Genomic DNA, 25,904 nt, shown 5'->3' on the forward strand with positions numbered 1-25,904 from the left:
CTACGACAAGTCCGCCGGCTCGGCCCACTCGGAGCCCGTGTTGTTCCATGTCACGGAGCCGTGATCGTTGTTGGCTGTCGTGCCCGTCGTATCCGGCGCCGTCGAACGCGCCGTCACGAGCATTCCCGTCAGCGCGCAGAGGAGGACGATTCCGGCCGTCAATTCCTTGACCCGATGGTGCTTCAGCGTGCTTCGCCGGAACATCATCAAATTCCCCTTTCAATTACTGCGAACGTAGAGCGGTCGCAGTCGCGTTCGTCGGAGCGTTCGGGTGCGGTTTCGGACCACACATGGGTGCCGAGGGCGGCGCCCAATTGGAAGCGGTTGTCGACACCGAGCCGGTTCATAAGGGAACGCAGCATATTTGTCACGGTGCGGGGACTGACCCCGAGCCGATGGGCTGCGCTGATATCCGTGTGGCCCGCCAACAGGAGCGAAATGAGTTTGAGCTGGCGCTCGTCGAGGGCGAGGCGGCGCGGCGGGGCCGGTCGGGACACCGTCGGTGGTAGCCGGTCCGATCGATCGTTCATTGCTGTCACATCGTCTCTCCCCGGTGCACCTGTTGGCTCGACAAGAGTCTCAGAGCCCGATCAACGGATGATCACTGCTTGAGCGTGTCTCGATCTATGCCTCATGGACGCCGTGCAGTCACTGCCCGGACACCCGCCGTTCGGGGTGGAAGAGCCTTCCCGGGAGGGAGGATTTCCGTAATCAGCAGCCTTCGTCATACCACCCGATTCGATGTGCGGGAAACAGAAATCACTCTTGCTCCCGCCAACGGGCAATGCCTAACGTGACGGACGTCCGATCCGTTCGATCAAGGAGAAAATCATGGCGAAGCACGCCGCTTTCCTGCGCCCGCGTCTCGACAAGGTCAAGCCCCAGGACCGCTAATCGACGACGCGTCGATGTATGCCGCCACCTTCGGGTGGCGGCATACCCGCTTGATGAAAGCGAATTACCGAATGGAGGGCTGCTGTGCATCAGTTCACCACGGTGGACGGCCCCGTACCCGTCGTCGGCATGATCGACGAGCGGCTGAGTACGACCACCATCTGCCTGGCCTCGAAATACGGTTCGCAACTCGACCCCGAGGGGGAGTGCGGGCTCGCCCATGTGCTGGAGCACGTACTGATGTCGGCGCCCGTCGGGGCCGTCCCGTCGCTGAGCGAGTACGTCGAGCGGCTCGGCGGGCACGCCAACGCGGAGACCGGCCTCGACCGCATGCTCTTCTACGCGCAGATAGCCCCGGACGACGCCGATGAGATCGCCGGGCTGCTGTATCAGGCGGTCCTCCAACCGCGGTGGAGCGACGACGTCCTCGAACAGGAGAGGCGGGCCGTCTTCCAGGAGCTGGCCGCCGCCGCGGCCGACCACAGCGACGTCGCGCAGGACGCGTTCTTCGCGCGGTCCTTCCCGGGGCATCCCATGGGACGTCCGGTCGCCGGTATCAAGGCCGACATCGAGCGGTGTGACACGAGGTCGGTCGCCGCCGCGCACGGGGAGAGGCTGCTGACCGCCCCGCTGTCGGTGATCGTGGTGGGCCCCAGGCTGCCGACGTCGGTCGATCCCTGGGAGGCCGGCATCGAGCCGCGAACCCTCGGCGCGATCGGTACGGCGCCGGCGACCGTGCCGCCCTCGCCGTCGCCGCTGGCGCCGCGACCGGTGCGCTGGTCGACGGAGTTCACCTGGCTGTGCGCGGGCGCGCGTTCGGTGCCCGAACACGATCCGCGCCGACCCCACTTCAACGTTCTCGCCCAGCTGCTCGGTTCGAGCCCGTCGTCGCTTCTGTACCGTCGGCTGCGCGGCGAGGCGGGGCTCACCTACAGCTTCTACGCGTGGAACCGCGGTTACGCCGACACCGGTGTGTGGCGCGTCCTGGCCGGTGTGGAGCCGGGCAACGGCGACGCGGCGCTCGACGTCATCCGCACCGCGCTCGACGAGGTCGCGACGAAGGGCCCCGCGCCCGACGATCTGGCCTCCGCGCGCCGCCAGGCCCGGATGCGCGTCCTCACCTCCATGGACACCCCGCTGGACTGTGCCCGCTTCCTGGCACTGCGTGGCGGCGCACTCGGTTCCTGGTCGCCCGCCGAGGAGGTCGCGCACATCGACGCGGTGACCGCGGACGATCTGCGTCTCGCCGCCGCCCAGATCCGGGACGGCCTGATGGCCGTGGCCAGTCCGGCGGCGCCGTGAACACGCCGGACGACTACCTGGAGCGGGCCCGGCTGGCCGGTCTGGTGGACGAGGTGCGCGGACACCGTTACGTGGCCGACCAGTACGACGACCCGTTCACCGCGCGCCCGCAGGTCCTGGTCGAGTACTGCGACCCGGGGCTGCCCGAGGACGCCGAGGCTCTCAGTGAGCTCTGTGACCGGGTACGGAAGCGCCACACGGACACCGAGGCGGTTCTGTTGCGCGTGTCGGGCGGTGTGCCGCTGCCGGAGCCGTGGCGGCCCCGCCTCACCTATATCCGCCACGACCGCCCCGCGAACGCCACCGCGCCGCGCCCCGGTTCGCCCGGTACGACAGTGGACGTGCGTCCCGCCGCGCCCGGCGACGACGCGCGCGTCCACGCCTGGCTGGTGCGGGCGTACCGCAACGCCTACCCGGGCCTGGAGGTGGACGCGGAACACGCCGGGATCAAGGTCGTGCTGACGAATCCGGGACGCCGCTCGTTCATCGCCCAGGTCGCGGGCGTACCCATCGGGCACGGAACGGTTCTGACCGACGAGCGCGACGAGGTCACCGGGGAGGCGTTCGCCGAGCTGGTGGACATTCTCATCGATGACGCGGAGCACCGGCGTGAGGCGACCACGGCGCTGGTCGCCGCCGCCGCGCGGGCCACCGTCCCACGCCGGCTGTGCGGGCATGTCGTCCACCCCCACGAGCCGGAACCGGCCCGGCACGCGGACATGGTCCTCCAGACGCTGCTGCGCTCCGACTGGTCGGTGGACCACGCCTTCTGGGAGCGCACGTGGTGATCCACGAAGGGATACATATGCCCGACTCGCCCGCCGGGTTGCCTCTCGCCGCGCCACCCTCACCACCCTCACCACTCACGCCACTCACGCCACTCACGCCACCCGCGCCACCCGCGCCACCCGCGCCACCCGCGCCCACGCTGGACCTCTTCTCCACCGCCTTGGGCGTGGACCCGGGGGAACCGCTGCGGGACCTCGTCCGCGCCGCCCGCTCACCGCGCGGCCATCTGGCGCCGCTGATCCTGTCCGTCGCGGCCCGACAGGGTGCGGCACTCGGCAGCGGCTCCCGGGACGAACTGCGCCGGATGCGGGTCCGGGTCGACGACTACCGCGAGCTCGCGGCGCTCCTGTCGGTGGAGGTGCCCGGGGTCCGCGTCCTCAAGGGTCCGTCGCTGGCGGACCACTACCCGAGCGAGGTGCTGCGCTCCAGCGGTGATCTGGACGCGTACGTACCGGACGAGGCGGCGCTGTGGCAGGCCGTGACGACGGTGCGTCGCACCCGGCCGGTGAGCGGCATCGATGTGACGGTGCTGGGCAGCGGGGAGCGCGTGCACTGGCTGGTGATTCTGCGCTGGCCCGCGCAGGATCCGGTCCTCGACACCGATCACCGCGTCGAGTTGGTGACCTTCGCGTATCCCGGCGAGCCCGGCGTGGTGCCGGTGCGTGCCGAACCGCCGCGGGACCAGGTGACATCCGACCTGCTGGCCATCGCGGAGGAGGCGTTCCAGCGCCCGTTCAGCATCAAGGACGTCCTCGATCTGGCACTCGCTCTGGACAGCCCCGGCTGCCCGCCCCCCGCGGCGCTCGCCGAGGCCGCCGACCGCTACCGGCTCGCGCCGGAACTGCTGCGGCTGGGTGAGACGCTGCATGACACCCACGGGCTGCCGAGCCCGGTCAACGACCGCCTCCTGCCGCTGCTGCGAGAGCCCGCCGCGCGCGAGCTGGCCGAGCGGCACGCTCGCGAGGACGCGCCCCCGGAGCGCGAGCGCGCCTGGACCAGGGAGCCCTGTCTGAACAGCGGCCGGCCCCGGCACGGCCTGCGGCTGCCCGCCGGGCCGACGCCCGGCCCGGAAGCCGGAGCGGACACCGAGGCGGACACCGGGGCGGACACCGAGGTGCGTTTCCACGTGTACGCCGACGGCGTCCTGCTGCGCTGCCCGGTGGGCGACTTCCTGATGGTCGAGACAGAGCTCGTGGACCCCGCGGCCTACGACGCGGCGCTCACCGAACTCCGGCGGCTGCGCGCCCTCGACGGGGCGCGGCCATGAGCACCGTCGAGGTCCACGACCTCTCCCGCCGGTTCCGCGGCCGCAAGGGCACCGAAGTCACCGCGCTCGACTCGGTGAGTCTGCGCGCCGGGGAAGGCGAGGTCGTGGGGCTCCTCGGGCCCAATGGCGCGGGCAAGACCACACTGTCGCGGATCCTCACGACACTGCTGCTGCCCACGAGCGGCCATGCCCGCGTGGCGGGCCTGGACGTGGTGCGCGACGCGCCCGCGGTGCGCGAGCGCATCGGCCTCGTACTCGGCGGTGAGCGCGGACTCTACGGACGCCTGACGGCTCGTCAGAATCTGCGCTACTGGGGCGCCATGCAGGGTCTCACCGGCAGTCGTTGCCGCCGCAGGGCCGACGAGCTCCTGGAGCGCCTCGGCCTCGCCGAGCGCGGCGACGACCGCCTGGAAACCTACTCGCGCGGCATGGTGCAGCGGGTCCATCTGGCCCGCGCGCTGCTCCGTGATCCGCGCGTGCTCATCATGGACGAGCCCACGAGCGGCATGGACCCCCACGCGGCGCAGGGCTTCCGCAGGCTCGTCGAGGAGCTGCGGGACGGCGGCTCGACCGTGCTCCTCGCCACGCACGACATGCAGGAGGCGCAGGCGCTGTGCTCCCGCGTCGCGCTGATCGACCACGGCCGCATCCTCCGGGAGGGCGCGCCGAAGGACTTGCTCACCGGCCTTGACACACCACGGACCGTGACCGCGGGCGGGGTGTCCGCGGACGCCGCCGAGTCCGTCGCACGCATCCCGGGCGTCACCCTGGACGGGCCGACGCCGGAGGGGTTCGTGACGCTCCGCATCACGGAGGACGACTCGGTGTCCGAGGTGCTCCGGGTACTGACCGCCGCGGGTGTGCGCGAACTGTCGGTGGCCGCGCCCACCCTGGCCGAGGTGTACCGGTCCATTATCGAGGACCGGGAGTTCGCCCTCTGATGGCCGCCTTCGTGCAGTTGCAGTGGCTGCTCCTGACCCGGTCCCCTCGCCTGCTGGCCACGCTGGTCATCGTCCCGCTGTACGCGCTGGTCTTCTTCACCGCCGTGCGCTCGTACGGGGCACCGGAGCTGGCCACCACCGTGGCGCTGACCGCGTTCTCGATGAGCATGTGGTCGCAGGCGATGTTCGTCGCGGCGGAAGTCGTCGACAACGACCGCTGGGACGGCACCTTGGAGCCCTCGCTGCTCACCCCGGACGCCTATGTGCGCTCGCTGGTGACGCGGATCTGCACCATCACCGCGCTGAGCGTGCCGGTCCTGGTGGAGGTCATCGCGATCGGCCGGATCGGATTCGGATTCGCACTGCCCGTGCACGAGCCCCTCACCGCGCTCGCGGCCGCGCTGCTCCTCGTGGTCGGCACCGCGGGGTCCGCGCTCCTGGTCTGCGCGCTCATGATCCTCGTACCCCTGGGGCGCCTGCTGCAGAACGCCCTGACCTACCCCTTCTACATCCTCGGCGGCCTCCTTCTCCCCGTCACCTCCCTGCCGGCCCCCGTCGAGTGGATCGCTCGGCTGTTCTTCCTCTCCCACGGGGCGCAGCTGCTCCGCGACGCGATGACCGGATCAGGAGACGGCCATGCGGCCCACTTCTCGGCCCTGATCGCCCTGTCGGCCCTCCAGCTGGCGGTGGGCGTGTTCCTGCTGCGCCGTGCCCTGTCACGGGCACGCCGGGGGGAGGCCAGGCTCTATGCGTGACGCCAAGGCGCTGCTCCACCAGATCGGCTACGGACTGCTGTGCGGCTACCAGGACTACCGAGCCCTCTACACCTGGCGCTCGTGGCTGTTCGGCTGGATGGTGCGGCTGCTGTGCCAGGTCCTGTTCTTCTCGATGGTGGGCCAGGCGATCGGCTCGGACGGCGCGCAGCGCTACATGGCGCTCGGCAACGCGGTGATCCTCGGACCGCTCGGCGCGCTCGGCGTCGTGTCCTCCAGCGTTGGTGAACGCCGCGCCGGAACGCTCCAGTTCCTGCTGCTCAGCCGCAACGGCCCGTTCCCGGCGCTGTTGTCGCGGGGGCTGTACTGGGCCGTCGACGGCGTCGTCGCCTCGTGCTTCGCCCTCGTCGTGCTGCGCTGGCTGGTGGGGGTCGAGATCGGCCCGCTGGTCCTGCCCGTCTGCTTCCTGCTCCAGGCGCTGATCACGCTCAGCGGCTACAGCCTGGCCCTCGCCCTCGCCGGGGTCAGCCTGCGCCGGCCCGAGTCCCGCATGTATCTGACGGCCGGGACGACGATCCTGCTGATGACGCTCGCCGGGGTCAACACGGAGCCGCCGCAGGGAGGTTTCGGCGGCGCCGTCGTCTCGGTGCTCCCGGCCACGCACGGGCTGCGTGCGATGCGTTCGGCCGTCGCCGGTGACGGCGTGCCGCTCACCGCGGTCCTCGCGGAGTGCGGGGTGCTGCTCCTCTGGGGCGCGATCAGCTGGCTGACGCTCACCGGGGCCCTCCGCCACCAGGTCCGCGCCGGGTCCCTCACCCTCCGCTGATGACCGCTCCTCCGTCCCCACTCCCCCACCGCTTCCAGCAGAGAGATGCCGCCCATGAGTACCGCGAACGTCTACAGTCTGGTCGGCCCGCCCGGGTCGGGAAAGACGACGCAGGCCGCGCGCCTCGTCGCGGCCCTGGGTGAGACCTGGGGCTCCCCGGTCCTGTGCGCGTCGGTGCCCGCGCTGCTGCGCGGCGACCGCGCCATCGACGCCCGTCTCACCCCTGGGGAGCGGATCCGCGTGGCCCGGGTGCGCGAGGCCGCGCACGCGCGGGCCGACCGCGGCGAGCTGATGCCCGCCGAACTCGACCGCGTGCTCATGGAGTTGACGAGCAGAGTCGCGCAGAGCGAACCGGTCGTGCTCGACAGCGTGCCGCGCGGACACGAGCAGGCCCGCCTCCTGCTCACGAGCGGCCTGCCCCTCCAAGGACTGACGGTGTTTCATCTCCGCCCCCCGGGCGACCCGTTGGAGTTCTCGATGCGCCGCCAGCTGTCCCGGGCGGCGCCCACGGGCGAAGGCCGGCCGACCGTACGGGCCCTCACACGGATGAAGCGGAAAGCCGATGTCTACATCGAGCAGAGCCTCCCCGCGCTGACCGAGATCGCACGCGCCGGAACGTCCGTGGCCGACATCGACGCGGGCGCCCCCGTCGACCGGGTCGCCCAGGAGATACGCGACCATCTGGCGCGCTCCGGAGCCCTGCCGCGGTCCCGCGCGGTGGCCGCCACGGGCACCGGCCCCGCGCGACGGGGAGACGGGCCATGCGTCTGATCCTGGTCCGGCACGGGCGTACCCGGGCCAACGCGCAGGCACGCTTCCCACTCTCCTCCGCCGTGCCTTTGGACGAGACCGGCCGCGAGCAGGTCACACGTACCGGGCAGCGCATCGCCGCCTCGGACTTCCGGCCCGAGATCATCCACAGCAGCGACGCCGAGCGCGCACTCCAGACCGCCGCTCTGCTCAGGGACTCGATCGCCCCTGGACTGCGCATCGCACCGCGACCGGACCTGCGTGAACTCGACTGGGGCGAGCTGCGCGGACGATCCACCTCCACGGGCCCCGCGGGCGAGGCCGCGTACGCCCGCTGGCAGCGCGGCCCGATGGACCCGCTGCCCGGCGGGGAGGGGCTCGCCGACGTGGCGGCCCGGGTGGCCCGGGTACTGCGGCTGATCACCGACGACGGGCGTCCGGCGATCGTCGTGTCGCACGCGGTCACCCTCACCGTCCTGACGGCACAGGCCAACGGCTGGGACCTCGCCGAGACCTGGCGTTCGCACCGGGCGCACCTGTCCCCCGGACAGTTCCACCTCCTCGACCTGTCCGCACCACAGGGTGCGGCCGGCCCCCTCCCCCATCGACCCCGTACCACGTGAAAGGTGCACCGCCATGGCCTACCCGTCCCTGTCCCCGCTGATCGAGGAAGGCGTACTCGATGAGGTTTTGGAAGGACTCGGCTTCCTCCACGCGAATGACCGCTGCCGCCGCAACTGCACCCACTGCCCCGCCTTCGGCGACACCAGTCCGGTGGAGATGACGCCCTTCGCGACCCTGACGCGGCTCGCACGCGACATCGGCGAGGCGTTCCGGGACCGCGGGATCACACCGCGGCGCAGCATCGCCTCCTGGCGGATCAGTGATCCGCTCGACTACCACGTCAGGGACGGCGGGACCACTCGGACCACGTTCGACGTCGCCCGGATATGGCGTGAACACCTGGGTCAGGGGCTGTACTTGGTGACCAACGGCAGCGAGGGCAAGCGGTTCGCGCGAACCGCGCTGCGCGAGGTCGCCGCGGCGCCCGAGGTCGTCTCCCAGGTCAAACTGACCGTGACGCCCTGCGACGCGGGCTGGGGCAGCGACCGCTATCTGCACAGCATCGCCGAGGACGTCGCGACACTCGCGCCGCTGTGGGACCTGGGCTCGACCCGCATGGAGGACCCCACGGGTCTGCGGTTCCGCATCAATCTCAAATCCACGGCGGACCGGCGCGAAGAGGCGCTCCAGTTCATGGCCCGGGCACTGGAGTTGGCCGGGCTGCGACCCGATGAGTCGGAGAAGGCCATGACCGATCCGCGGCGCGTCTCGGCGAAGGACATCTACGACCTGGGCTCGTACGTCGGGGACAGCCCGGTCGTGAACGCGATCAGTATCAAGGGCCGGGACGGCAAGCGGTTCAAGCCGACCGAGGAGACCCGCGCGCACCATCAGTACGGCATCTACCCCGACGGCAGCGTCCGGGTCATCGACATGTACGAGTTCAAGGTCTACGAGGCGACCGGCGAGTCCGGCGCGCCACTCCGCGTCGACCTGCGGAGCGCCGCCTGACGTCCGGCACACGCCGGGGCGCCGGCCCGGGCCGGGGCGGAGGAAACAGAGGACAGGAGTCAAGGTGAAACAGGACAGAGTCATACCGTTGTATCGAGCCGACGGGTTCCCGACGCCGCTGACGGGCGCGAAGGCAGGGGCCCTGGCCCGCCTGCACGGAGCCGGCCTTCCGGTCCCGGACGGCGTCTGCGTGACCTCGCGCTGGTTCGGCGAGGTGGCGTCCCGTACGGACATCGGCCGGTCGATCGAGCGGCACCTGCGCGACATCGGCGCGATCCCCACCGGCACGGGCCGCTCCCTGGAACTCATCCGCCGTGCCCTGACACGCACGCCATGGCCCGACGACCTGGTCGCGGAGGTGAGCGAGGCGGCACAGCGGCTGCTCGCGGCCGGGCCGGTGATGGTGCGCTCGTCGGTTCCGGTGGAGGACGGTGCCGAGCTGTCCTTCGCCGGTGTCTTCGAGTCCGAGGGGCCGCTGACGTCGGTGCCGGAGGTGCTCGCGGCGCTCGGACGCTGCTGGGCGGCGCTGTACTCGTCCCGCGTCCTGTCGTACACACGCGGTCGGCTGCCGAGTGAGTACGCCGCCTTCCTCCAGTCCTGGGTGCGGCCCGACGCGCACGGTGTGCTGTTCACCCGGGACCCGGTCACGCACGCCGACGGGCCGATCACCGATATCGCCTGGGGCAACGCGACCGACACCACCTCGGGGCGCGCGAGCGCCGGACGCGTCGTTCTCACCGCCGGTGACGGCGACCGCGATGTCACACTGCCGCGCGCACTGCGTGACGCGCTCAACTCCCTTGCCCGACAAGGCGAACAGCTCTTCGGCCAGCCGCTCGACATCGAGTGGGTGTGGAGCGACGGCCGCCTCCACGCGCTACAGGCCCGGCCGATCACGCACGCCGCGGCGACCCGCGCTCCGGCGGCCGGCTGGTGGCCGGACTCCGATGTGGGCGCGCTGCACGACGTCGACCTCGGCCTGTGCCGAAGGCGCTTCGAGGGCGCCCTGATGAAGCACATCTGGCTGCGGCGACAGTGCGCGCTTCTTGACGTGCCGACGTACCGCGAGGCGTATGTCGTCTACCGCCCGGAGGACGCGCGGCGCCTCTCGGACGAGCTCGCCGGTCATCTGCGCACCGAGTACGTCCAGATCAACTGGGCCGGGCGCGGCACCGGTACCGTCGCGCCGCTGGCGGAGCTCGCACTCCACCTCAAGCGCGGGCACGACCGCAACCCGCTGGACGACCCGGCGTTCTGCGCGGCGCACATCGGGGAGATCGTGCCCGCCGAGGCGTCCGGCTTCTCCGCCGTGCTCGGTGACGGGACCGTCGTCATCGAGGCCTTCCCCGCCGGGCTTCCGGGCATCAAGGAGGGCGGGCTCGTCCCGTCGGTCTTCACCGTCTCGCCCGCGGGGCGGGTCGCCCGCGAGCACATCGGCACGTTCGAGCGCCGGTGCCGCGTCAAGCCCGGCGAGGGCTGGTGGTGGCACCCGGAGGACACGCCCGCGTACACCTTCGACCGGTCCGATCCCGAGATCCTGGACATCGCCCGCGTCACCCGCGCCCTGTGCGAGTCCCTCGGGGAGGCACGGGTGGAGTGGTACGCGGGTGACGGCGGCGCCATGGTGCGTGACGTCAGCCTCGAAGGCGGCCGCCTCGACGCCCCCTCGTCCCCAGGCGGACAGCTGATCTCGGGCGGGGTCGCCTCGGGTACGGTCCTCAACCTGCCGGACCTCGGGGAGCTCGACGAGGCGGCCCGCGCCCTGGAGGTCAGTGTCGTTGGCTCCGGCACGGACAACGCCGCGGTGATGGCGGACGCCCGGATCACCGCCGCCGTCGACGCGGTCGGCCGTACCAAGGATGTCATCGTGGTGGCCGAGTACCCGTCGGCGGGGCTCATCCCGCTGGTGGACCTCGCGGCGGGCTTCGTCTTCCAGCGCGGCAACCTCCTGTGCCACACCGCCATCGTGCTGCGCGAGCGGGGAGTCCCGGCGATCGTGTCACCCGGCGCGGCGCAGCTGCGCGACGGAATGACGGTGGAGATCTCACCCGCCGGGGTAACGGTCCTGAGCGGCCCGAGCGGCCGGGAGCAGGCGTGCTAGCGCCCCGAGTCCTCGCTCCCACAGGGGAATTGAGGGTGCTTCAGCTGGACGACGCCACTCTTGTGGAGCGGCTGCTGTGCGACGACTCCCGAGGCAGCGGGACGTGGCGGCGGCTGCTGACACGCGCGGACTTCGTGCCCGACGGCTTCACGGCAGCCGAGCGGATGAACGGCGAGGTGCTGCTCGACCCTTCGGAGAGCGACTTCGGCCCGTGGCTCTCCGGCGTGATCGCGGGGAAGCTGCGTCGCGCCGCTCCGCCTACCGGCGGCGGGCTCGACGGGGACGGTGACTGGCGTGACGGCGGCGAGGGGGGCGACGACGACCGAGGGGATGCGGACCCCGCCGTCGTCGCCTTCTGCCGTGACCAGACGATGCGCCTGCTCGAACACACCGTGGCGGGGGTACCGGTGGCGCGGACGCTGGCCAACCAGGAGGTGCCGTCGGTGGTGGACCGCGTCATCGCGCACTGCGTGTTCGGCGACGTCAGGGCACCGGTGCTCACGCACCGGACGTACGCGCACCGCTCCGTTCGCGTCGCCCTGGAGCTCGCCTCGTTGGTCGTCGAGAGGTGCGGGCAGGACCTCGCCGCCCTGCTGCGCTACAGCCTCGCGGCCGGACTCATCGGCGCCGGGCAGAAGCTGCGCGCCCCCGGCCCCGGGATGGCGCTGCCCCTGGACGCCTCGGGTGATCCCGCGGCAGTGGCGCGAGGGCTGTGGCCGAAGTACCGGGAGCTGGCCGAACGCCCGCTGCTCGTCGACCACTGGGAGACCTTCCGCGCCGAAGTACTGGACGGGCCCTGCCGGTTGGTGTGGTTCTTCGACGACCGCGCCGAGACGGTGATCGACCTTCTGCTGCTCGACCGCCTGGTGGCGGCCAATCCTCGGCTACGGCTCACCCTGGTGCCCAAGTCCCTGCCCTGTTACACGGACGCCGACGCCGCTCTCGTCCTGCGCCTCCTCGACTCGCCGCGGCTGCGCGCGCTCGGCGTCGACCGGTTGCGGAGCACCGACGTCTGCACCACCGGCCCGAGCATGGCCACGGCCAATCTGCGCAAGCTGTCCCCGGAACTCACCCGGGCGCTGGACACGGCGGACCGCGTGTTCGTCAAAGGCACCAATGTCCACGAGATGTTCCAGGGTGGCATCAGCAAGGTGATGTACACCGGATTCGTACTGGTCAGCGAGTTCAACGAAAGCGCGATAGGGGTGGACGCGACCACGGCCCCGCTGTTCCTGGTCCGCTCGGCGCCGGGAGAGTACACGAACTGGGGTTTCGAGGGGCGCCGCGACCGTACGGTACGTTACGCCGGGGGCCGTGAAGTCCGCTTGTGCTGGAGCACCTTGATGGACCGGGAGCGCCGCAGGCGCTGCACGGAACCGGACCTGCTCCGCGACGAGTTGCGCCTGCTCGAAGCACTCACCGAACAGGTCCCGCCCAGGACACGTGCCGCGCTGGCGAGCGAGAGGGAACGGGTGAGCCGGCTGCTGCACCGACTCACGGGGGCGACAGGAGCGACTGCCGCGACGCCCGGGCCGACCCCCGCCTCTCCCCTGCCCTGAACACCTGCCGCCCGCCGCTCGACGACCTCTGGAGCTCATGTGACGAAGCCTGAAGCCGACTGGCTGGACGAAGTGGAACGTATCGCCGCCGGGGCGATCGAGCGCTTCCCCCGCCACAACGACATCTTCCATCTCGTCTCCCGCCTGGCCGAGGAGACAGGGGAAGTCGCCCAGCGGATCAACCACTTGGAGGGCATGGGCGTCAAGCACGAACGCCACGGCGAACCGGATGTCAGTGACCTCACCAAGGAGGTACTCGACGTGGTGCGCTGCGCCGTGACCATCGCCATGCACTACGGCTGTGTCGACGACCTCCGGGCCCTCACCTCGGAGAAGCTGGCCGCGTACCGCCGGGAGGGCTGGGTGAGCTGACGCCGCCCGGCCAGGACCCGCGCGCCGCGGCCGTGTCCGAGGCGGCTGAGTACCTGGCCCAGCGGCAGGTCAGCCCCTCGTCATACGAAGCCTGACCGTGCGGGATTCAGGGCGGAGCGCGAAGTCCGGCCACACGTCCGGTCCACAGGCCCGTGAGCCGAGCCCGTGCTGGGCCGCGTCGATGATCAGATGACTCGTCGTCGATTCCGGCAGCTCGTAGGGGTGTTGGGCGCGCGCGATCTGCTGTGGTGTGTGGCGGCTGAGCGTGAAGCCGGGGCGCCGTCCGCGGGTGTCCGGGAGCGCCGTGATGCGCAGCACCTCGGTACCGGCGCTCGTCAGCGCCAGCTCCCGCACCCGGGACCGGTGCCCCGTCTCCTGGGGTCGCGCGTAGACAACGGAGAGATCGCGGACGGTCGAGGAGAAGCGGCCGGTGCGCGCCGCGCGGAGACTGTCGGGATAGGACTCGAACGGGCCGAGGCCGAACCACTCGGCGCCATCGACGGGGGCCGTGCCATCGGGCAACTCGAAGCCGATCCCGATCCGTGGCCACACCGTCGGCCAACCGCTCGACGGCTCGATCTCCACCCGCAGATCGAGCTCATCGCCCACGAGCGACCAGACGGACTCCACGATCACGGACAAGGCGGAGTTCGCCGCGGACACCCTGGTGATCGTTCGCAGGGCCGTCTCGGCGCGCTCCACGGACACACGCCGTGTGACCAGCCGGTCGAGACCGTCGCGACGCCACAGTTCGGCGTTGGAGACCCCGGGGACACTGGCGTCGCTGTCCTCGACTCGTGTGGACGCCGCTTCATCGTTGTCGGTCGGCGCGCGGAACAGTTCCAACCGCGGGCCTGTCACCGCGCGGCCGGCGAGGCGTACGAGGGACCCGTCGACGAACTCGGCGATTCCGAGCGTCAGTGTGCCGTCGCCGCGCCGCCATGGGGTTTCGCGCCGCACAACGGGCGCGGGGCGGCGCGTCGAACGGTCCAGCTGTGCGGTCGCCATCACATGCCCGGCACCGGCCCAGGCGGTCCCGGCCGCCAGTACCGCGTCAAGGGTGAACCACGTCTCCGCGTCCGCTGACACCGGGATCCGTGGCAGCGGCACACGCGCCGACCCACCCGCCGGGATGACGGGGACGTCCATGTCCCCGGACTCCACGAGCGTCCCGTCGTGCTCGACACGCCAGCGGAAACGCAGGTCGGACGTGTCGGCCGAGTGCCGCAGATTGGTCATCGTGAGCTCGTCACCGTCGAAGGTGAAGCGCACCGGCTGCACGACCGCCTTGTACTCGTGGAGGCTCGGAGTCGGGACGTCGTCGCTCAACACCATGCCGTCCATCACGAAGTTGCCGTCGTGGACGACCTCTCCGAAGTCGCCACCGTACGCGTGATAGGGCGTACCGTCCGGGGTCGTCGTCAGGACGCCGTGATCGCGCCACTCCCAGACGAAGCCGCCGTGCAGCCGGGGATGCTCGTGCACGAGCGCCTCGTACTGGTCGAGCGCGCCCGGCCCGTTGCCCATCGCGTGGGCGTATTCGCAGAGCAGGAACGGCTTGGAGCGCTGCCGGGCGCCCTGCGCCGGAGTGCAGTTCAGCAGCTCCGCGCGTGAGCCGTCGGTTCCGATCTGCTCGGTCTCGGACACCGACGAGTACATGCGCGAGTAGATGTCCGTGTATTCGCCGGCGTGGTCGCCTTCGTAGTGCACGGGCCGTCCGGCGTCGCGGGCATGGACCCACGCCGACATCGCGGCGAGATTGCCGCCGGTGCCCGCTTCGTTGCCGAGCGACCAGATCACGACGCTGGGATGGTTCTTGTCCCGCTCGACGGTGCGCTCGATACGGTCGAGGAGGGCCGCGCGCCACGCCGGATCATCGCTCGGATTGCCGGCCCAGTCGACCGTGTCGAAGCCGTGTGTCTCAAGATCGCATTCGAGGACGACCCAGAATCCCAGTTCGTCGGCGAGGTCGAGCAGTCGTGGATGCGGTGGGTAGTGGCTGGTGCGGATCGCGTTCACATTGAAGCGCTTCATGCGGGCCAGGTCTTCGCGGGCGTGCTCCTCGTCGAAGACGCGTCCGCGCTCGGGGTGGATCTCGTGGCGGTTCATCCCGTGGAACACCACGCGGCGGCCGTTGACCAGGAATTGGTCCCCGCGGATCTCGACCGTGCGGAAACCCACCCGCAGGGCGATGCTCTCCGCGGCCGTCGACACGGTGGCGTCGTACAGGCGTGGCCGCTCGGCCGACCAGGGCTCCACGCCCGCGACGTCGAGCGGGGCCACGTCCGCCGCTGTCGCCCAGACGTGTTCGACACCGAGTTCGGGGAGCCGGAGGGTGACCGGGAACGCCGCCACGTCGGCGGAAATCTCCGTCTCGATCCGCCCGTGCCCTTCCTCGAACCCGGTGCGCAGCCAGACGTCCTCGATGCCTCCGGCCGGCCGTGCGATCAAGGTGACTTCGCGGAAGATGCCCGGCAGCCACCACTGATCCTGGTCTTCGAGATAGCTGGCAGCCGACCACTGGTGTACGCGCACGGCGACGACGTTGTCGCCTGGGCGCACAGACGATGTCACATCGAATTCGTGGGCGAGCCGGCTGCCGGCGGCGCCACCGATCTCGGCGCCGTTCACCCAGAGCCTGAAGAGCGATTCGACCCCGTCGAACCGCAGCACGACGCGCTCGGCCTCCGACCAGTCGGCGGGCACCTCGAAGTGGCGGCGGTAGTCGCCGGTGGGGTTCTCGTCCGGGACATGGGGCGGGTCGATGGGGAACGGGTACCGCACGTTCGTGTAGATGGGCCGGCCGTAGGCGCCGTCGCCCTGGAGCACCCAGTGGGACGGGACCGGGATGCTGTCCCAGCCGCTGTCGTCGAAGCCTTCGGAGGCGAAATCCTCCGCCACCGCCGCCGTTCGCGACAGACGGAAACGCCAATGCCCGTTCAGCGAACGAGAAGGGGCGTCGGAGTGCAGCCACGAGCGCGCCGTGCGCAGCGCGCCATGCCCTGGTGTGGGGTCCGAAACATACGCGGAATGCCGGGAGTGCACGAGGTCACAACTCTCTCTCGATGACAGCTCTTGATGACGGAAAGGGGCCGAACGCCGGTCGTGTTCGCCGACTCAGGTGATCGGAGTGTGGCCGGTGGTCCATTTCTCGCGTGCGTTCATCTTCTCGCGTGCGTTTGTCTTCTCGCGTGCGTTCGTCTCCTCGCGTGCGTTCGTCCGACGGAGTACCACGGTGCGGATCTCCCACGGGCCGAGGGCGAGTTCCAGCCCGTCCGTGACCGGAGCCGCGTCGAGCGGCCGGCCAAGCAGATCGACCGTGGTGGCCTCGGTGAACGCGCCGGTCACACGGGCGGTCGAGCCCGTGTCGCTCATCGCCGTCAACCGCACTTCGATGCCGTCACCTCCGCCGTCGTCCGTGACGCGGCGGACGCTGGAGACGAGGATGTCCGCACCGTCCACCCGGAGGCCGGTCGCGTCGGGCGGCAGCAGGCCGCCGGCGGTCGCGGTCCCCCGGGTGACCAGTACGTCATTGCGGAAGTCCTCGGCGAGAGCGACCGCGTTCGCCCCCTGCCAACCGGTCGACGAGGGCACGATCGCGAACCGGTTCTCGATGCGCACACCGAGATCTTGCGCGCCCGGTGCGGGGATCTCGCTCGCCGCGGGCTCGTCACGGAGCGGATGGATGTTGACGCTGATGGAGCCGATCGCGCGCAACAGGGTGATGGCGATCTCGGAGCCGTCGCCGACGAGTTCGTACTCGCTCGCGTGGTCGAGCAGTACGTTGGCGGCGCCCGCCGACACGAACGAACTCGCGGGGAAGGTCGGGATCGGATACTCGCCCCAGCCGCCCTCGGCGGTGAGTCCGCGCTCGGTGACGGCGAACTGCCCGGCGGACGCGGACCCGGCCGCCGGCTCGGGCAGCGGTACGTGCAGACGCAGCCGATGGTCGGCGGACTGGTTCAGGAACGAGAGGGAGACGCGCGCGAACGGCTCGCCCACGCGCACTTCCACAAGAGTCTCCACCGGGGTCGCCACGGTCCGGCTGTCGCGCAGGTCGCGATCGGAGGAGAGGGCGACGGGCCACTCGTACACCCGCGTGACACGCGTCCTCGCACGCAGTGGGCCGCTCTCCAGGACTTCGACGGTGATCTCGGCCGGCTCCGAGACGAGCGCGTCGCGCGCCGGTGGCGCGTAGTTGTAGCTGTCGCCGCGGTCACCGCCGTCGACGAGACGGCCGACTCCGCGCAGTACGGTGCCGTCGGCCCCGGTAACGTCCAGATTGCCGTCGGCCGCGATCGCGACCTCCACCAGACCGTTCGAGAGCGTGCGGGCCGTCGCCGTGGCGGGTGTGAGCGTCGTCGGCAGCGCGGCGGTCCGCTCGCTCGGTTCGACCCGGACGGCCGCGAGCCCCGAGGCGGGGACGTCCACGGGCACGAGCGCGGTCGCGCGGGCTTCCTCCAGCGTCAGCACCCGCCACCGCCCCGGATGCGCGGCGGCCGCCGCGGCGACCTCCCGGCGCAGGATCAGCAGGTCGAAGGGTCCGCCGGCCGGCACCTCGGCGAGATGGAAGACCAGGGATCCCGGGGTGAGTTCGTAGTGGTCGATCAGACGGCCGAAGAGCTCTCGGCGGTGGATGCGGCGCAGTACGCGTTCGAGCTGCGAGGCGTCCATGTGCTCGTCGCTGAGCACGGTCGGGGCCTCGGAGATCAGTTGCACGGGACGCGTCGAGCCGTCCGCCGCGGTCGCGACCGGAACGGTTCCCCCGGGCGGGGCCACGACGTCCACCTCGACCAGTGCCGTGCGCGGGACCGGCAGCGGGTTGGCGACCAGGTAGGCGTCGCTCGGTACCCGTGCGGCGGGCACGGCCAGGGCCGCGTCCCGGACCGCGCGCGCGGTGTGCGCGGCTTCGGCGAGACGTGCTTCGACCTGGTCCGAGGTCTCGTCGGTGCCGGAGCCGACGACGGAGTCATGCGCGCTCGACTCGATGATCTTGTGCCAGGCGAGCGAGAGGAACGGCGAGTCGTCGCGCCGGCACCACAGTGCGTTGAATCGCTCGGCGTGGTCGATGGTGCGCTCGGCGACGGCCATCCGCTGCTTGAGCCGCAGCCGTACGGAGAGCACGCCCGGGAGGATGTTGCCGCGTACGTGGCTGCGCAGCTCACCGGTGACCACGGCGGAGGCCTCGTCGCGCACATGCTCATGGATGTACTCGTCGAGGGTCGCGATGGTGATGGAGCGCTCGTCGCCGGACGCGCGCCGCAGCCAGGTCGCGAGGTGCGGGTCGGGCGCGTTGTGGTCGGTGCCGGCCATCGCGAGCACGGGGTCGTCGCCCCACCGGTCGGCCGTCATCTCCGCGTACTCGCCGAGCGCGCGCCCGATCTGGTCGGGCACCAGCAGCACATCGAGGCCGTTGTCGTAGCCGTCGAAGAGGAACTCGGTGCGCACCTCGGAGCCGTCGGGAGCGCGCCAGCGGAAGGCGTGACCGTCGACGGAGCCGGGCACACCGCGCCACAGCGCCGCGTGCTCGATTCCGGCGCGCGCCAGGATCTGCGGCATCTGCGCGACATGGCCGAACATGTCCGGCAGATAGCCGATGGGCATCGAGCCGCCGAGTTCCGCCGCGGCGGCCCAGCCCATGCGCAGGTTGCGCACGATGGTCTCGCCGGAGCAGAGGAACTCGTCGAGCAGGATGAGCCACGGTCCGATGGCGAGCTGACCGCCGACGACCAGGGCCTTGACGCGGTCGCGGTTCTCCGGCCGCATCTCAAGGTAGTCCTCGATCGCGGCCATCTGCCCGTCGACGGTGAACCGGAAGTCCGGGTTGGCCTCGGCCGTCTCCAGCACCGTGTCCAGAGCGGCGACCAGTCGGTGCCGGAAGACCTGGAAGGGCTCGTACCATTCCCGGTCCCAATGGAAATGGGGCACGAAGACGGCGGAGTTTCGCATGGCGAGAACGGCTTTCTGTCGGGGGGAGGTGAGGGCGAGCGGAAGAGCCGCGGTACGGGGGCTACTTGAGGGAGCCGGCGGCGAGCCCGGTGCGCCAGAACCGCTGGAGGAGGATGAATACGATGATCACGGGCACGATCGAGACCAACGAGCCGGTGATCACGGATTCCTGGAGGAGCGGGGCACGCGCGGTCTGGCCGTTCCATTCGTAGAGTCCGAGTGTGATCGGGAAGAGCGACTCCTTCTGGAGCATCACCATCGGCAGGAAGAAGTTGTTCCAGATCGCGACGAACTGGAAGAGGAAGATGGTCACCAGCGACGGCGCCATCAGCCTGAACGCCACCGAGAAGAACGTTCGGAACTCGCCGGCGCCGTCCAGCCGCGCCGACTCCAGAATCTCCTCGGGGACGGCGGCCGCGGCGAAGATTCGGGCGAGGTAGACGCCGAACGGGCTGACGATGCTGGGCAGGAACACCGCGAGATAGGTGTTGACGATCCCGGTCGCCGAGAACAGCAGGAAAAGCGGGAGCGCGAGCGCGGTGGTGGGGACGAGGACGCCGCCGAGAACGACGGAGAACAGGAACTCACGGCCCCGGAACGGGAACTTGGCGAGCGCGTAGCCGCAGAGCGCGGAGATCAGGGTGCCGACGGCCGCGCCCAGCACCGCGTAGATGACGCTGTTCAGCGCCCACCGTCCGAAGACGCCGTCGCTCCGGCTGAACAAGGTGTCCAGATTGCTGAACAGGTGGAAGTCCGAGAACGCCAACCCGTTGGTGGAGGCGAGGTCTCCCTGAGGTTTGGTCGCCGCGACGATCAGAAAGTAGATCGGCAACAGGAAGTAGATCGCCAGGAGGAACATCAGCGCCATGGCGGCCGTGCGGCTGACGCGGCTCTCCCGGATCGTGGACCGGTTGCTCACCATCCCGTTGCCCACGCTCCCGTTGCCCACGCGCTCGTTGCCCACCCTCCCATTGCCCACTCTCCCCCTGCCCACCATCCCATTGCTCACCGTCCCGTTGCTCACAATCCCGCCTTCTTCGAGGTCAGTCGCATGAACCCGAAGCTCAAGACGAAGGTGATGACGGCGATGACCACGGAAACCGCCGCCGCCTGCTGGTAGTTGTTTCCGGAGGCCACGGCATACGCGAGCATGTTCGGTGTGTACGTGCTGGAGATGTTCGAGGAGATCTGGCGCAGCACGGCGGGCTCGGCGTAGAGCTGTAGTGTGCCGATGATCGAGAACACGGTGGTGAGGATGATCGACGGGGCGATGATCGGGACTTTGATCTGCCACGCGATCGTCCAGTTGCTCGCACCGTCGAGCTTGGCGGCCTCGTAGAGTTCCTGCGGGATCGACTGGAGCGCCGAGAACATGATCAGCATGTTGTAGCCGGTCCAGAGCCAGGTGGAGACATTCGCCGCCGACCACAGCACGGCACCGGGACCGAGGAAGTCGGGCTGAAGACCGATGCCCTTCAGCAGGTCGACCACGGGGCTGAGCTGCGGCGAGTAGAGGTACGACCACATGATCGCGGCGATGACACCCGGCACGGCGTACGGCATGAACGCCGCGACGCGGAAGAACGGCTTGAGCCTCAGCAGGGGCGAGTCGAGCAGCAGCGCCAGGACCAGCGCGACGAACAGCATGACCGGCACCTGCACGATGCCGAACAGTGCGATGCGTCCGACGCTGGCCCTGAACTCGGCGTTCTGGAAGACCTGTACATACTGCTCGAATCCGCCGAACGTCGTGTACGACGTACCGTACTGGCCGCCGGTGCGGCGCACGACGAGGAAGCTCTGCCAGATCGCGTAGCCGACCGGCACCAGATAGAAGAGCACGAACGGCAGGAAGAACGGGGTCAGGAACGCGGCGATGGTGCCCGCCCGGGGGCCGGCGCCGTGACGGCGGCGGCCCCCCGTGACGGCCCCCACGCGGGTAGCGCGGGTCGCTGGGGTCGCGATATCAGTCATGCCCCGGTCACTTGCCCGCGGTAGCCGGGATCGCCTGATCCTTCATCGACTTCAACGCGGCCGCCTGGGCGGCCGAGAGCGCGTCGGTGAGCGTGCCGCTGCCGGCTGTCGCCTTGGCCATCGCGTCCTGAAGCGCCAGGTTCACCGTCTTCTGGGTGGGCCCCCAGGAGAAGCTGGTGTCGATGTTCCTGGACGAGTCGGCGAAGACGTCGAAGATCTTCTCGTTGTTGTAGTACGGGACGCCCTGCGCGAGTGCGGGAAGTTTCAGACCGTCGGAGGCCGCCGGGTAGAGGCCGCCGAGCTTGTTCTCCAGTGCGAGGGCTTCCGGGTCGGTGTTCAGCCAGGAGTTGAACTTGACCGACTCGTACAGGTGCTCGCTGCCCTTCATGAACGCGACGGTGGATCCACCCCAGTTGCCGGACGCGTCGCTCGAACCCCAGGTCGGCAACGGAACGATCGACCATTTGCCGGCCTGGTCGGGCAGATTGTCGCGGAACATGCTGTAGCCCCAGGAGGCGCCGACGTAGCTGGCGATCTGGTTCTTCTGGTAGGCGGCGTACATCTGCGTGGAGCCGTGGGCGAGGTCGGTGCGCACGAGCTTGTCGGCGACCAGTTTCTGCCAGTACTCGGCGACCTGCTTGCTCTGCTCGGACGCGACGGTGACACGCCACTTGTCGCCGGAGTACGTGTACATGTTGGCGTTGTTCTGCCACAGGAGGCCGTTGAACCACTCGGCGTTCTTCGGGTCGAAGAACGTCATGCTGAGGTCGGGGTCCGCCTTGTGCAGCTTCTCCGCGGCCGCCGCGTACTCGTCCCAGGTCTTCGGGATCTCGATGCCGTACCGCTTGAGGATGTCGCCGCGCACATAGAGGGCCATCGGGCCGGTGTCCTGGGGGAAGGCGAACACGCCGGTGTCCCCGAAGCTGGTCTGCGACCAGGTCCACGGCTCGAACTTCGACTTGGCCGCGGGCGCCGCAGAGCAGGCCGAGGCGTCCACGAACGCGTTCTGCGTGCGCAGGCTGGGAAGTTGGTCGTAACCGACCTGAGCGAGATCCGGCGCCTTGCCCGCCTTGAGGGCGTTGCCGAGGGTGCCGTACTGGTCGTTGGAGATGTTCTTCGTCTGTACCTGGATGTCCGGGTTCTTCTTGTTCCAGAGGTCGACGACCTGCTCCATGCCCGGCACGGTGTTCCAGTACTGGAGGGTGACCTTGCCCTTGGCGGGCTCGCAGGAGGCCGCGGACGCCTCGCCCGACGGAGCGGGTGACGAGCACCCGGCGAGTACGACGATGCCGGCTGCCGCGGCGACGATGGCGAGGCGGACGCGCGTGACTGTGTTGCTCATACTTTCCTTACCAGAGAACGACTAGCGACGGCGCTGTACGGGTCGACGTTGACACCTCGGCCACGGCCGGGATGCCTTACTGGTCGGAACGGTCGGGGCACGGTGGGGTCCTGGTGGGCCCTTCTCCGTGAGCGCTCCCGTGAACGTTCACGGAAGCGCTGAATTGTTCGGAAGTGTGCGCTCCGGTGCGGTCGAGTGTCAAGACTTTCGGTCCTGCACAAGTCCGGCGGGTTAAGCGGAACCGCCCAACCGCAGCTCGGCCCGGACGACGAGTTCATCGGCCCCGAGCGGATCCATCCCGGTCAGCAGCCGTGCCACCTGATCGATGGCGAGCGCGCCCAGCTTTCGCGTGTCGAGGGCGACGCTGGAGAGCGGGGGCTCGACGAGGGCGCCGAGCTGCAAACCATCGAAGCCGATCACGGCGAGTTCCCGCGGCACGCTCCTGCCGAGCCGGCGCGCCTCGCGCAGGACACCGATCGCGATGATGTCGTTGAAGGTGAGGACCGCGGTGACATCGGGATGAGTGGCGAGCAGGGTCCTGAGCGCCGCCCCGCCCCCGTCGGCGGACTGTTCCGCGCCGACCACCCGGCCGTCGTCGATCCCGTACGCCGCCGCTGCCTTCGTGAACCACTCGCGCCGGATGCTCGGCTCGGCGCGGCCGTCGTGGTCGAGCATGCCGACGCGTCTGTGACCCGCGGCGACCAGATGAGCGATCGCGGCGTGCACCCCCTCCTCGCCGTCGATCCGGATCGAGCTGAACCGCGCGCTGTGGTGCTCACGGCCGATGAGCACCACCGGGACGCCCCGGGTGAACAGTTCCAGCTCGTCCTCGGAGCAGCTGAAGTAGCCGACGAGCGCGTCCACTTGCGAGGCGACCACCTCCAGCGTGCCGAGTTCCTCGTCGGCCCGGTCGGCGGTGTCGTATACGACGACGTGCCAGCCACGCGCCCGGGCCGCCTCCAGCGCGGCCGCGGCGACCTCGGTGAAGAACGGGTTGAGCAGGTCGGGGATCACCAGCCCGATGGTGGTGGTGTCCTGCCGCACGAGCCCACGGGCGAACCGGCTCGGCCGATAGCCGAGCTCGCGGGCGGCGTCGAGCACGCGCTGTTTGGTGGAGCCGTCGATCTCACCCTTGTCATTGAGCGCCCGCGACACGGTCTGCCGGGACACCCCGACGGACCTGGCGACGTCATTGATCGTGACCTTCCGGGGTTCCGTCCCCGACGACATCACCATCGCGTACCTCCCGCTGCTCACGGGCGCCGATGCGCCCGCAGGGCCCGAGTATGCCCGGGCAGGACGGGGCGGCGCGATATCGGATGCCCGTGGTGGCCATTCGTGATTCAGACCTGGTTGTTCCACATGCGGAACATGGTGCATGTGGCGTTCTTGTCGAATGTCACTGTCCAGAGGTTGGCGAAGGTACCCAGTTCCTTGTAGACGCCGGTGCCCTCGATCGCGGCGGTGTCGCCGTTGATGGTGAGGATGGACCACTCGAATTCCCAGCCGCCCTCCTGCCACGGCGCGCGATCGAGCCAGCCGTCGATGATCGCCTCGCGGCCGACCCAGTCGGTCTCGTAAGGCCATTCGTGGTACTCGGCGTGCGGGGTGAAGAGTGCGGCGATGTCCTTCCTGCTGTTGGTGGTCCAGGCTCGCACGTAGCCTTCGACCCACTCGCGTACCTGCTGTTCGCTCACCATCGGTGCCGCCGTTCCGTGACTCGTGCGCGTGTTCTCATCCTTGGGCCGTGGGACGGACGACGAGTTCGTTGACGTCCACGTCGGGGGGGCTGGTCGATGGCGTAGCGGGCGGCTTCACCGGTCGCGGTGGCGTGGATCGCGTTGCCCATCAGCTCTCCTCGGCGAGGGCAGCCGGCCGGTCGGTGCGCCGTGCCCCGAGAACGACGTAGTGGCCCGCGGCAGCGGGCGCTCGGGCGGTGGCCTCGCCGATTCCACTGCTGGCCCCGGTGATCAGGGCCACCTTCGAAGCGACCCTGACAGACGGGTTGGACATGGGTTTCCCTTCGGAGTGACGACGGCCGCGCGGTGCGCCGACCGGAGCTGCCAGCATGTCTCCGATCCCGCGCATATGGCAGGACGGGGCTCCCTGGGTGCGCCACTCCCAGGCAGCGGCGGCGCACGGTCAAGGCATGAGCGGCAATGAGCGCCAAGGGGGCCAACAGTAGGCTGACCGTCACGCCTGACCGCGGGTGCATCAGGGGCCACGGCATCGCGCCAGTGCCGCGCGTCGCCACGACGGGGTCGAGGGGGCCTGGGACACAGCCCGCCAACAAATCTCAGCCCGGCTGTCGAACCTCTCCTGACCTCTTCTGACGCGAACGTCTGGGAAATCCCACCTGTACTGAGTCAGGACCGTCCAGCCATGGCATGAGACAACAAGAACCCGCTGCTAGATTCGTCCGCCATGCGATCACGTGAGTACGACCTCGACTTCCGCGACAGGGCCGGGCGGATACGCGCCTGGGGTATTGGTCTGTTGGCTGTGGCAACGCTCCAGTGGACATGGTGTGCCCTGTTGCTGCTCACGCCGTACAAGGTCGATGAGGAGCCCGACGACCGTTACCCCGCGGAGTGCGAGTCACGGTTGTTGACTGAGCGTGGTACGGCCAACGACGGTCTGCAAAGAGGAGATTGGTGTCAGAACGAGCGGGACTGGCCTGAAGTCCTGGCTGTGCTCGGGCTGTCCGTGCCGGTGTCGGTCGTTGGTGTGGCGCTCTACACGAGCGGCAGTGTGAGTATCCGGATGAGTGCCCACGCCGAGGCGATGTGCGAACTGGACAAGCACACGGACGCGCGCAACGCGTAGCGTCCACGGGTAGACCGGCCACTGGTTCGGACGCATCGGAGCAACGTCGCCTGACCGTGCATGGAGGCAGAGAAGATGACCACACAGACCGACCGTGTCGACCACGAGCTGATTCAGGCAGCGGCGCACGTCGCGGCCACACGCTGCCGCGGCGACAACCACACCATGGCGGCTGCGGCCCGCACCCGGGACGGCCGGATCGTCACCGCGGTGAACGCCTACCACTTCACCGGAGGCCCCTGCGCGGAGCTGGTCCTGATCGGCACCGCTGCCGCCCAGGGCGCCTACGACCTGGACACCATTGTCGCCGTGGGTGACCGCGACCGAGGGGTCGTGCCCCCATGTGGCCGCTGCCGCCAGGTCCTTCTCGACTACTTCCCAGCGCTGAAGGTCATCGTCGGGACGAACGACAGCCTCCGGATGGTGCCCGTCACCGACCTGCTTCCCGAAAGCTACATCTGGGCGGACCACCAGCTCGACGCTGAGGAGAGCGCACCACTCAGCACGAGCTGACGCCCCAGGCAGCTACAGGGCAAACGTTGCCTGATACGGCACTAAGAAGCCATCTCATTTGGCTGGTTCGGTAGCCTGTCTGTGTGGGAATCGTTGAGCGGCTGGTGCCGGACGAACTGTGGGAGTTGTTCCAGCGAGTGGTGCCAGAGGCGCCGGTTCGGCCTCAGGGCGGTGGCCGGCGTCGGCATGGCGACCGGGAAGTGCTGGCCGC

General features: G+C 69.8%; 23 protein-coding genes and 2 pseudogenes. 15 read left to right on the forward strand and 10 right to left on the reverse strand.

The genetic code is table 11. The annotated features are described in order from the left end of the window. Together ABTZ59_RS31290 and ABTZ59_RS31295 are read right to left on the reverse strand one after the other, a co-directional pair. On the reverse strand, positions 1 to 207 hold the full coding sequence (locus ABTZ59_RS31290; RefSeq protein WP_351420854.1) for a hypothetical protein: 207 nt from the start codon (positions 205 to 207) through the stop codon (positions 1 to 3). Continuing rightward, positions 207 to 530: a helix-turn-helix domain-containing protein gene (locus ABTZ59_RS31295; RefSeq protein ID WP_351420929.1), complete on the reverse strand. Its 324-nt coding sequence runs from the start codon at positions 528 to 530 to the stop codon at positions 207 to 209. The genes ABTZ59_RS31290 and ABTZ59_RS31295 overlap by 1 nt, the downstream gene beginning before the upstream one ends. A gap of 448 nt (positions 531 to 978) precedes the next feature. Between ABTZ59_RS31295 and ABTZ59_RS31300 the strand changes: the two genes are divergently transcribed. From ABTZ59_RS31300 to ABTZ59_RS31355, 12 genes are all read left to right on the forward strand, one after another. Further along, the gene (locus ABTZ59_RS31300; protein ID WP_351420858.1) at positions 979 to 2,196 is read left to right on the forward strand and encodes a M16 family metallopeptidase; all 1,218 of its coding nucleotides are present in this window, start codon (positions 979 to 981) and stop codon (positions 2,194 to 2,196) included. After that, positions 2,193 to 2,984, forward strand: a complete 792-nt coding sequence (locus ABTZ59_RS31305) for a hypothetical protein (RefSeq protein WP_351420861.1) — start codon at positions 2,193 to 2,195, stop codon at positions 2,982 to 2,984. The genes ABTZ59_RS31300 and ABTZ59_RS31305 overlap by 4 nt, the downstream gene beginning before the upstream one ends. A gap of 167 nt (positions 2,985 to 3,151) precedes the next feature. After that, the gene (locus ABTZ59_RS31310) at positions 3,152 to 4,252 is read left to right on the forward strand and encodes a nucleotidyltransferase family protein (RefSeq protein ID WP_351420865.1); all 1,101 of its coding nucleotides are present in this window, start codon (positions 3,152 to 3,154) and stop codon (positions 4,250 to 4,252) included. Then, entirely contained in the window at positions 4,249 to 5,193 is a 945-nt protein-coding gene (locus ABTZ59_RS31315; protein WP_351420870.1) for an ABC transporter ATP-binding protein, read from the forward strand. Before ABTZ59_RS31310 ends, ABTZ59_RS31315 begins: the two co-directional genes overlap by 4 nt. Continuing rightward, on the forward strand, positions 5,193 to 5,948 hold the full coding sequence (locus tag ABTZ59_RS31320; RefSeq protein WP_351420873.1) for an ABC transporter permease: 756 nt from the start codon (positions 5,193 to 5,195) through the stop codon (positions 5,946 to 5,948). Before ABTZ59_RS31315 ends, ABTZ59_RS31320 begins: the two co-directional genes overlap by 1 nt. Beyond that, complete coding sequence (locus ABTZ59_RS31325; protein ID WP_351420877.1) at positions 5,941 to 6,732, forward strand: ABC transporter permease; 792 nt, start codon at positions 5,941 to 5,943, stop codon at positions 6,730 to 6,732. Before ABTZ59_RS31320 ends, ABTZ59_RS31325 begins: the two co-directional genes overlap by 8 nt. Positions 6,733 to 6,786: 54 nt before the next feature. Continuing rightward, positions 6,787 to 7,503, forward strand: coding sequence for a nucleoside/nucleotide kinase family protein (locus tag ABTZ59_RS31330; RefSeq protein ID WP_351420880.1), 717 nt, complete (start codon positions 6,787 to 6,789; stop codon positions 7,501 to 7,503). Next, positions 7,494 to 8,105 (forward strand): histidine phosphatase family protein, encoded by a 612-nt coding sequence (locus ABTZ59_RS31335; protein ID WP_351420883.1) that lies wholly within the window; start codon positions 7,494 to 7,496, stop codon positions 8,103 to 8,105. The genes ABTZ59_RS31330 and ABTZ59_RS31335 overlap by 10 nt, the downstream gene beginning before the upstream one ends. A 13-nt stretch (positions 8,106 to 8,118) precedes the next feature. After that, entirely contained in the window at positions 8,119 to 9,057 is a 939-nt protein-coding gene (locus ABTZ59_RS31340; RefSeq protein WP_351420885.1) for a hypothetical protein, read from the forward strand. A gap of 64 nt (positions 9,058 to 9,121) precedes the next feature. After that, positions 9,122 to 11,158 (forward strand): PEP/pyruvate-binding domain-containing protein, encoded by a 2,037-nt coding sequence (locus ABTZ59_RS31345; protein WP_351420888.1) that lies wholly within the window; start codon positions 9,122 to 9,124, stop codon positions 11,156 to 11,158. Between the two features lie 35 nt (positions 11,159 to 11,193). Beyond that, a complete protein-coding gene (locus tag ABTZ59_RS31350) occupies positions 11,194 to 12,717 on the forward strand; it encodes an ARMT1-like domain-containing protein (RefSeq protein ID WP_351420892.1) in 1,524 nt (507 codons plus the stop codon). 39 nt (positions 12,718 to 12,756) lie between these two features. Next, on the forward strand, positions 12,757 to 13,089 hold the full coding sequence (locus ABTZ59_RS31355; protein WP_351420895.1) for a nucleoside triphosphate pyrophosphohydrolase family protein: 333 nt from the start codon (positions 12,757 to 12,759) through the stop codon (positions 13,087 to 13,089). Positions 13,090 to 13,158: 69 nt separating this feature from the next. Here ABTZ59_RS31355 and ABTZ59_RS31360 read toward each other — a convergent pair whose 3' ends face one another. From ABTZ59_RS31360 to ABTZ59_RS31395, 8 genes and pseudogenes are all read right to left on the reverse strand, one after another. Beyond that, positions 13,159 to 16,134, reverse strand: coding sequence for a glycoside hydrolase family 2 TIM barrel-domain containing protein (locus ABTZ59_RS31360; RefSeq protein WP_351420900.1), 2,976 nt, complete (start codon positions 16,132 to 16,134; stop codon positions 13,159 to 13,161). Between the two features lie 72 nt (positions 16,135 to 16,206). Next, positions 16,207 to 19,038 (reverse strand): glycoside hydrolase family 38 N-terminal domain-containing protein, encoded by a 2,832-nt coding sequence (locus ABTZ59_RS31365; protein ID WP_351420903.1) that lies wholly within the window; start codon positions 19,036 to 19,038, stop codon positions 16,207 to 16,209. Positions 19,039 to 19,099: 61 nt separating this feature from the next. Continuing rightward, complete coding sequence (locus ABTZ59_RS31370) at positions 19,100 to 19,960, reverse strand: carbohydrate ABC transporter permease (protein ID WP_503003791.1); 861 nt, start codon at positions 19,958 to 19,960, stop codon at positions 19,100 to 19,102. A 98-nt stretch (positions 19,961 to 20,058) separates the two neighbouring features. Further along, the gene (locus ABTZ59_RS31375; protein WP_351420908.1) at positions 20,059 to 21,012 is read right to left on the reverse strand and encodes a carbohydrate ABC transporter permease; all 954 of its coding nucleotides are present in this window, start codon (positions 21,010 to 21,012) and stop codon (positions 20,059 to 20,061) included. 7 nt (positions 21,013 to 21,019) lie between these two features. After that, complete coding sequence (locus tag ABTZ59_RS31380; protein WP_351420912.1) at positions 21,020 to 22,354, reverse strand: ABC transporter substrate-binding protein; 1,335 nt, start codon at positions 22,352 to 22,354, stop codon at positions 21,020 to 21,022. 231 nt (positions 22,355 to 22,585) lie between these two features. After that, the gene (locus ABTZ59_RS31385; RefSeq protein WP_351420937.1) at positions 22,586 to 23,590 is read right to left on the reverse strand and encodes a LacI family DNA-binding transcriptional regulator; all 1,005 of its coding nucleotides are present in this window, start codon (positions 23,588 to 23,590) and stop codon (positions 22,586 to 22,588) included. A 107-nt stretch (positions 23,591 to 23,697) separates the two neighbouring features. Next, positions 23,698 to 24,054, reverse strand: a complete 357-nt coding sequence (locus tag ABTZ59_RS31390) for a nuclear transport factor 2 family protein (RefSeq protein ID WP_351420915.1) — start codon at positions 24,052 to 24,054, stop codon at positions 23,698 to 23,700. 154 nt (positions 24,055 to 24,208) lie between these two features. Continuing rightward, a pseudogene (locus ABTZ59_RS31395) lies at positions 24,209 to 24,367 on the reverse strand (SDR family NAD(P)-dependent oxidoreductase); the annotation flags it as partial. Between the two features lie 411 nt (positions 24,368 to 24,778). Here ABTZ59_RS31395 and ABTZ59_RS31400 point away from each other — a divergent pair. From ABTZ59_RS31400 to ABTZ59_RS31410, 3 genes and pseudogenes are all read left to right on the forward strand, one after another. After that, entirely contained in the window at positions 24,779 to 25,180 is a 402-nt protein-coding gene (locus ABTZ59_RS31400) for a hypothetical protein (RefSeq protein ID WP_351420918.1), read from the forward strand. 75 nt (positions 25,181 to 25,255) lie between these two features. Continuing rightward, entirely contained in the window at positions 25,256 to 25,693 is a 438-nt protein-coding gene (locus ABTZ59_RS31405; protein ID WP_351420920.1) for a cytidine/deoxycytidylate deaminase family protein, read from the forward strand. An 83-nt stretch (positions 25,694 to 25,776) separates the two neighbouring features. Further along, positions 25,777 to 25,904, forward strand: a pseudogene (locus ABTZ59_RS31410) (IS5/IS1182 family transposase); the annotation flags it as partial.

Source organism: Streptomyces sp. NPDC094034 (genome assembly GCF_040303865.1).
Taxonomy (GTDB): domain Bacteria; phylum Actinomycetota; class Actinomycetes; order Streptomycetales; family Streptomycetaceae; genus Streptomyces.

What these genes read in the sequence shown, in the direction of transcription:
- ABTZ59_RS31290 (WP_351420854.1), bottom strand. Translation starts at nt 207, where the DNA reads ATGATGTTCCGGCGAAGCACGCTGAAGCACCATCGGGTCAAGGAATTG.
- ABTZ59_RS31295 (WP_351420929.1), bottom strand. Translation starts at nt 530, where the DNA reads ATGAACGATCGATCGGACCGGCTACCACCGACGGTGTCCCGACCGGCC.
- ABTZ59_RS31315 (WP_351420870.1), top strand. Translation starts at nt 4,249, where the DNA reads ATGAGCACCGTCGAGGTCCACGACCTCTCCCGCCGGTTCCGCGGCCGC.
- ABTZ59_RS31320 (WP_351420873.1), top strand. Translation starts at nt 5,193, where the DNA reads ATGGCCGCCTTCGTGCAGTTGCAGTGGCTGCTCCTGACCCGGTCCCCT.
- ABTZ59_RS31325 (WP_351420877.1), top strand. Translation starts at nt 5,941, where the DNA reads ATGCGTGACGCCAAGGCGCTGCTCCACCAGATCGGCTACGGACTGCTG.
- ABTZ59_RS31330 (WP_351420880.1), top strand. Translation starts at nt 6,787, where the DNA reads ATGAGTACCGCGAACGTCTACAGTCTGGTCGGCCCGCCCGGGTCGGGA.
- ABTZ59_RS31335 (WP_351420883.1), top strand. Translation starts at nt 7,494, where the DNA reads ATGCGTCTGATCCTGGTCCGGCACGGGCGTACCCGGGCCAACGCGCAG.
- ABTZ59_RS31340 (WP_351420885.1), top strand. Translation starts at nt 8,119, where the DNA reads ATGGCCTACCCGTCCCTGTCCCCGCTGATCGAGGAAGGCGTACTCGAT.
- ABTZ59_RS31365 (WP_351420903.1), bottom strand. Translation starts at nt 19,038, where the DNA reads ATGCGAAACTCCGCCGTCTTCGTGCCCCATTTCCATTGGGACCGGGAA.
- ABTZ59_RS31370 (WP_503003791.1), bottom strand. Translation starts at nt 19,960, where the DNA reads ATGGTGAGCAACCGGTCCACGATCCGGGAGAGCCGCGTCAGCCGCACG.
- ABTZ59_RS31375 (WP_351420908.1), bottom strand. Translation starts at nt 21,012, where the DNA reads ATGACTGATATCGCGACCCCAGCGACCCGCGCTACCCGCGTGGGGGCC.
- ABTZ59_RS31380 (WP_351420912.1), bottom strand. Translation starts at nt 22,354, where the DNA reads ATGAGCAACACAGTCACGCGCGTCCGCCTCGCCATCGTCGCCGCGGCA.
- ABTZ59_RS31385 (WP_351420937.1), bottom strand. Translation starts at nt 23,590, where the DNA reads ATGGTGATGTCGTCGGGGACGGAACCCCGGAAGGTCACGATCAATGAC.
- ABTZ59_RS31390 (WP_351420915.1), bottom strand. Translation starts at nt 24,054, where the DNA reads ATGGTGAGCGAACAGCAGGTACGCGAGTGGGTCGAAGGCTACGTGCGA.
- ABTZ59_RS31400 (WP_351420918.1), top strand. Translation starts at nt 24,779, where the DNA reads ATGCGATCACGTGAGTACGACCTCGACTTCCGCGACAGGGCCGGGCGG.
- ABTZ59_RS31405 (WP_351420920.1), top strand. Translation starts at nt 25,256, where the DNA reads ATGACCACACAGACCGACCGTGTCGACCACGAGCTGATTCAGGCAGCG.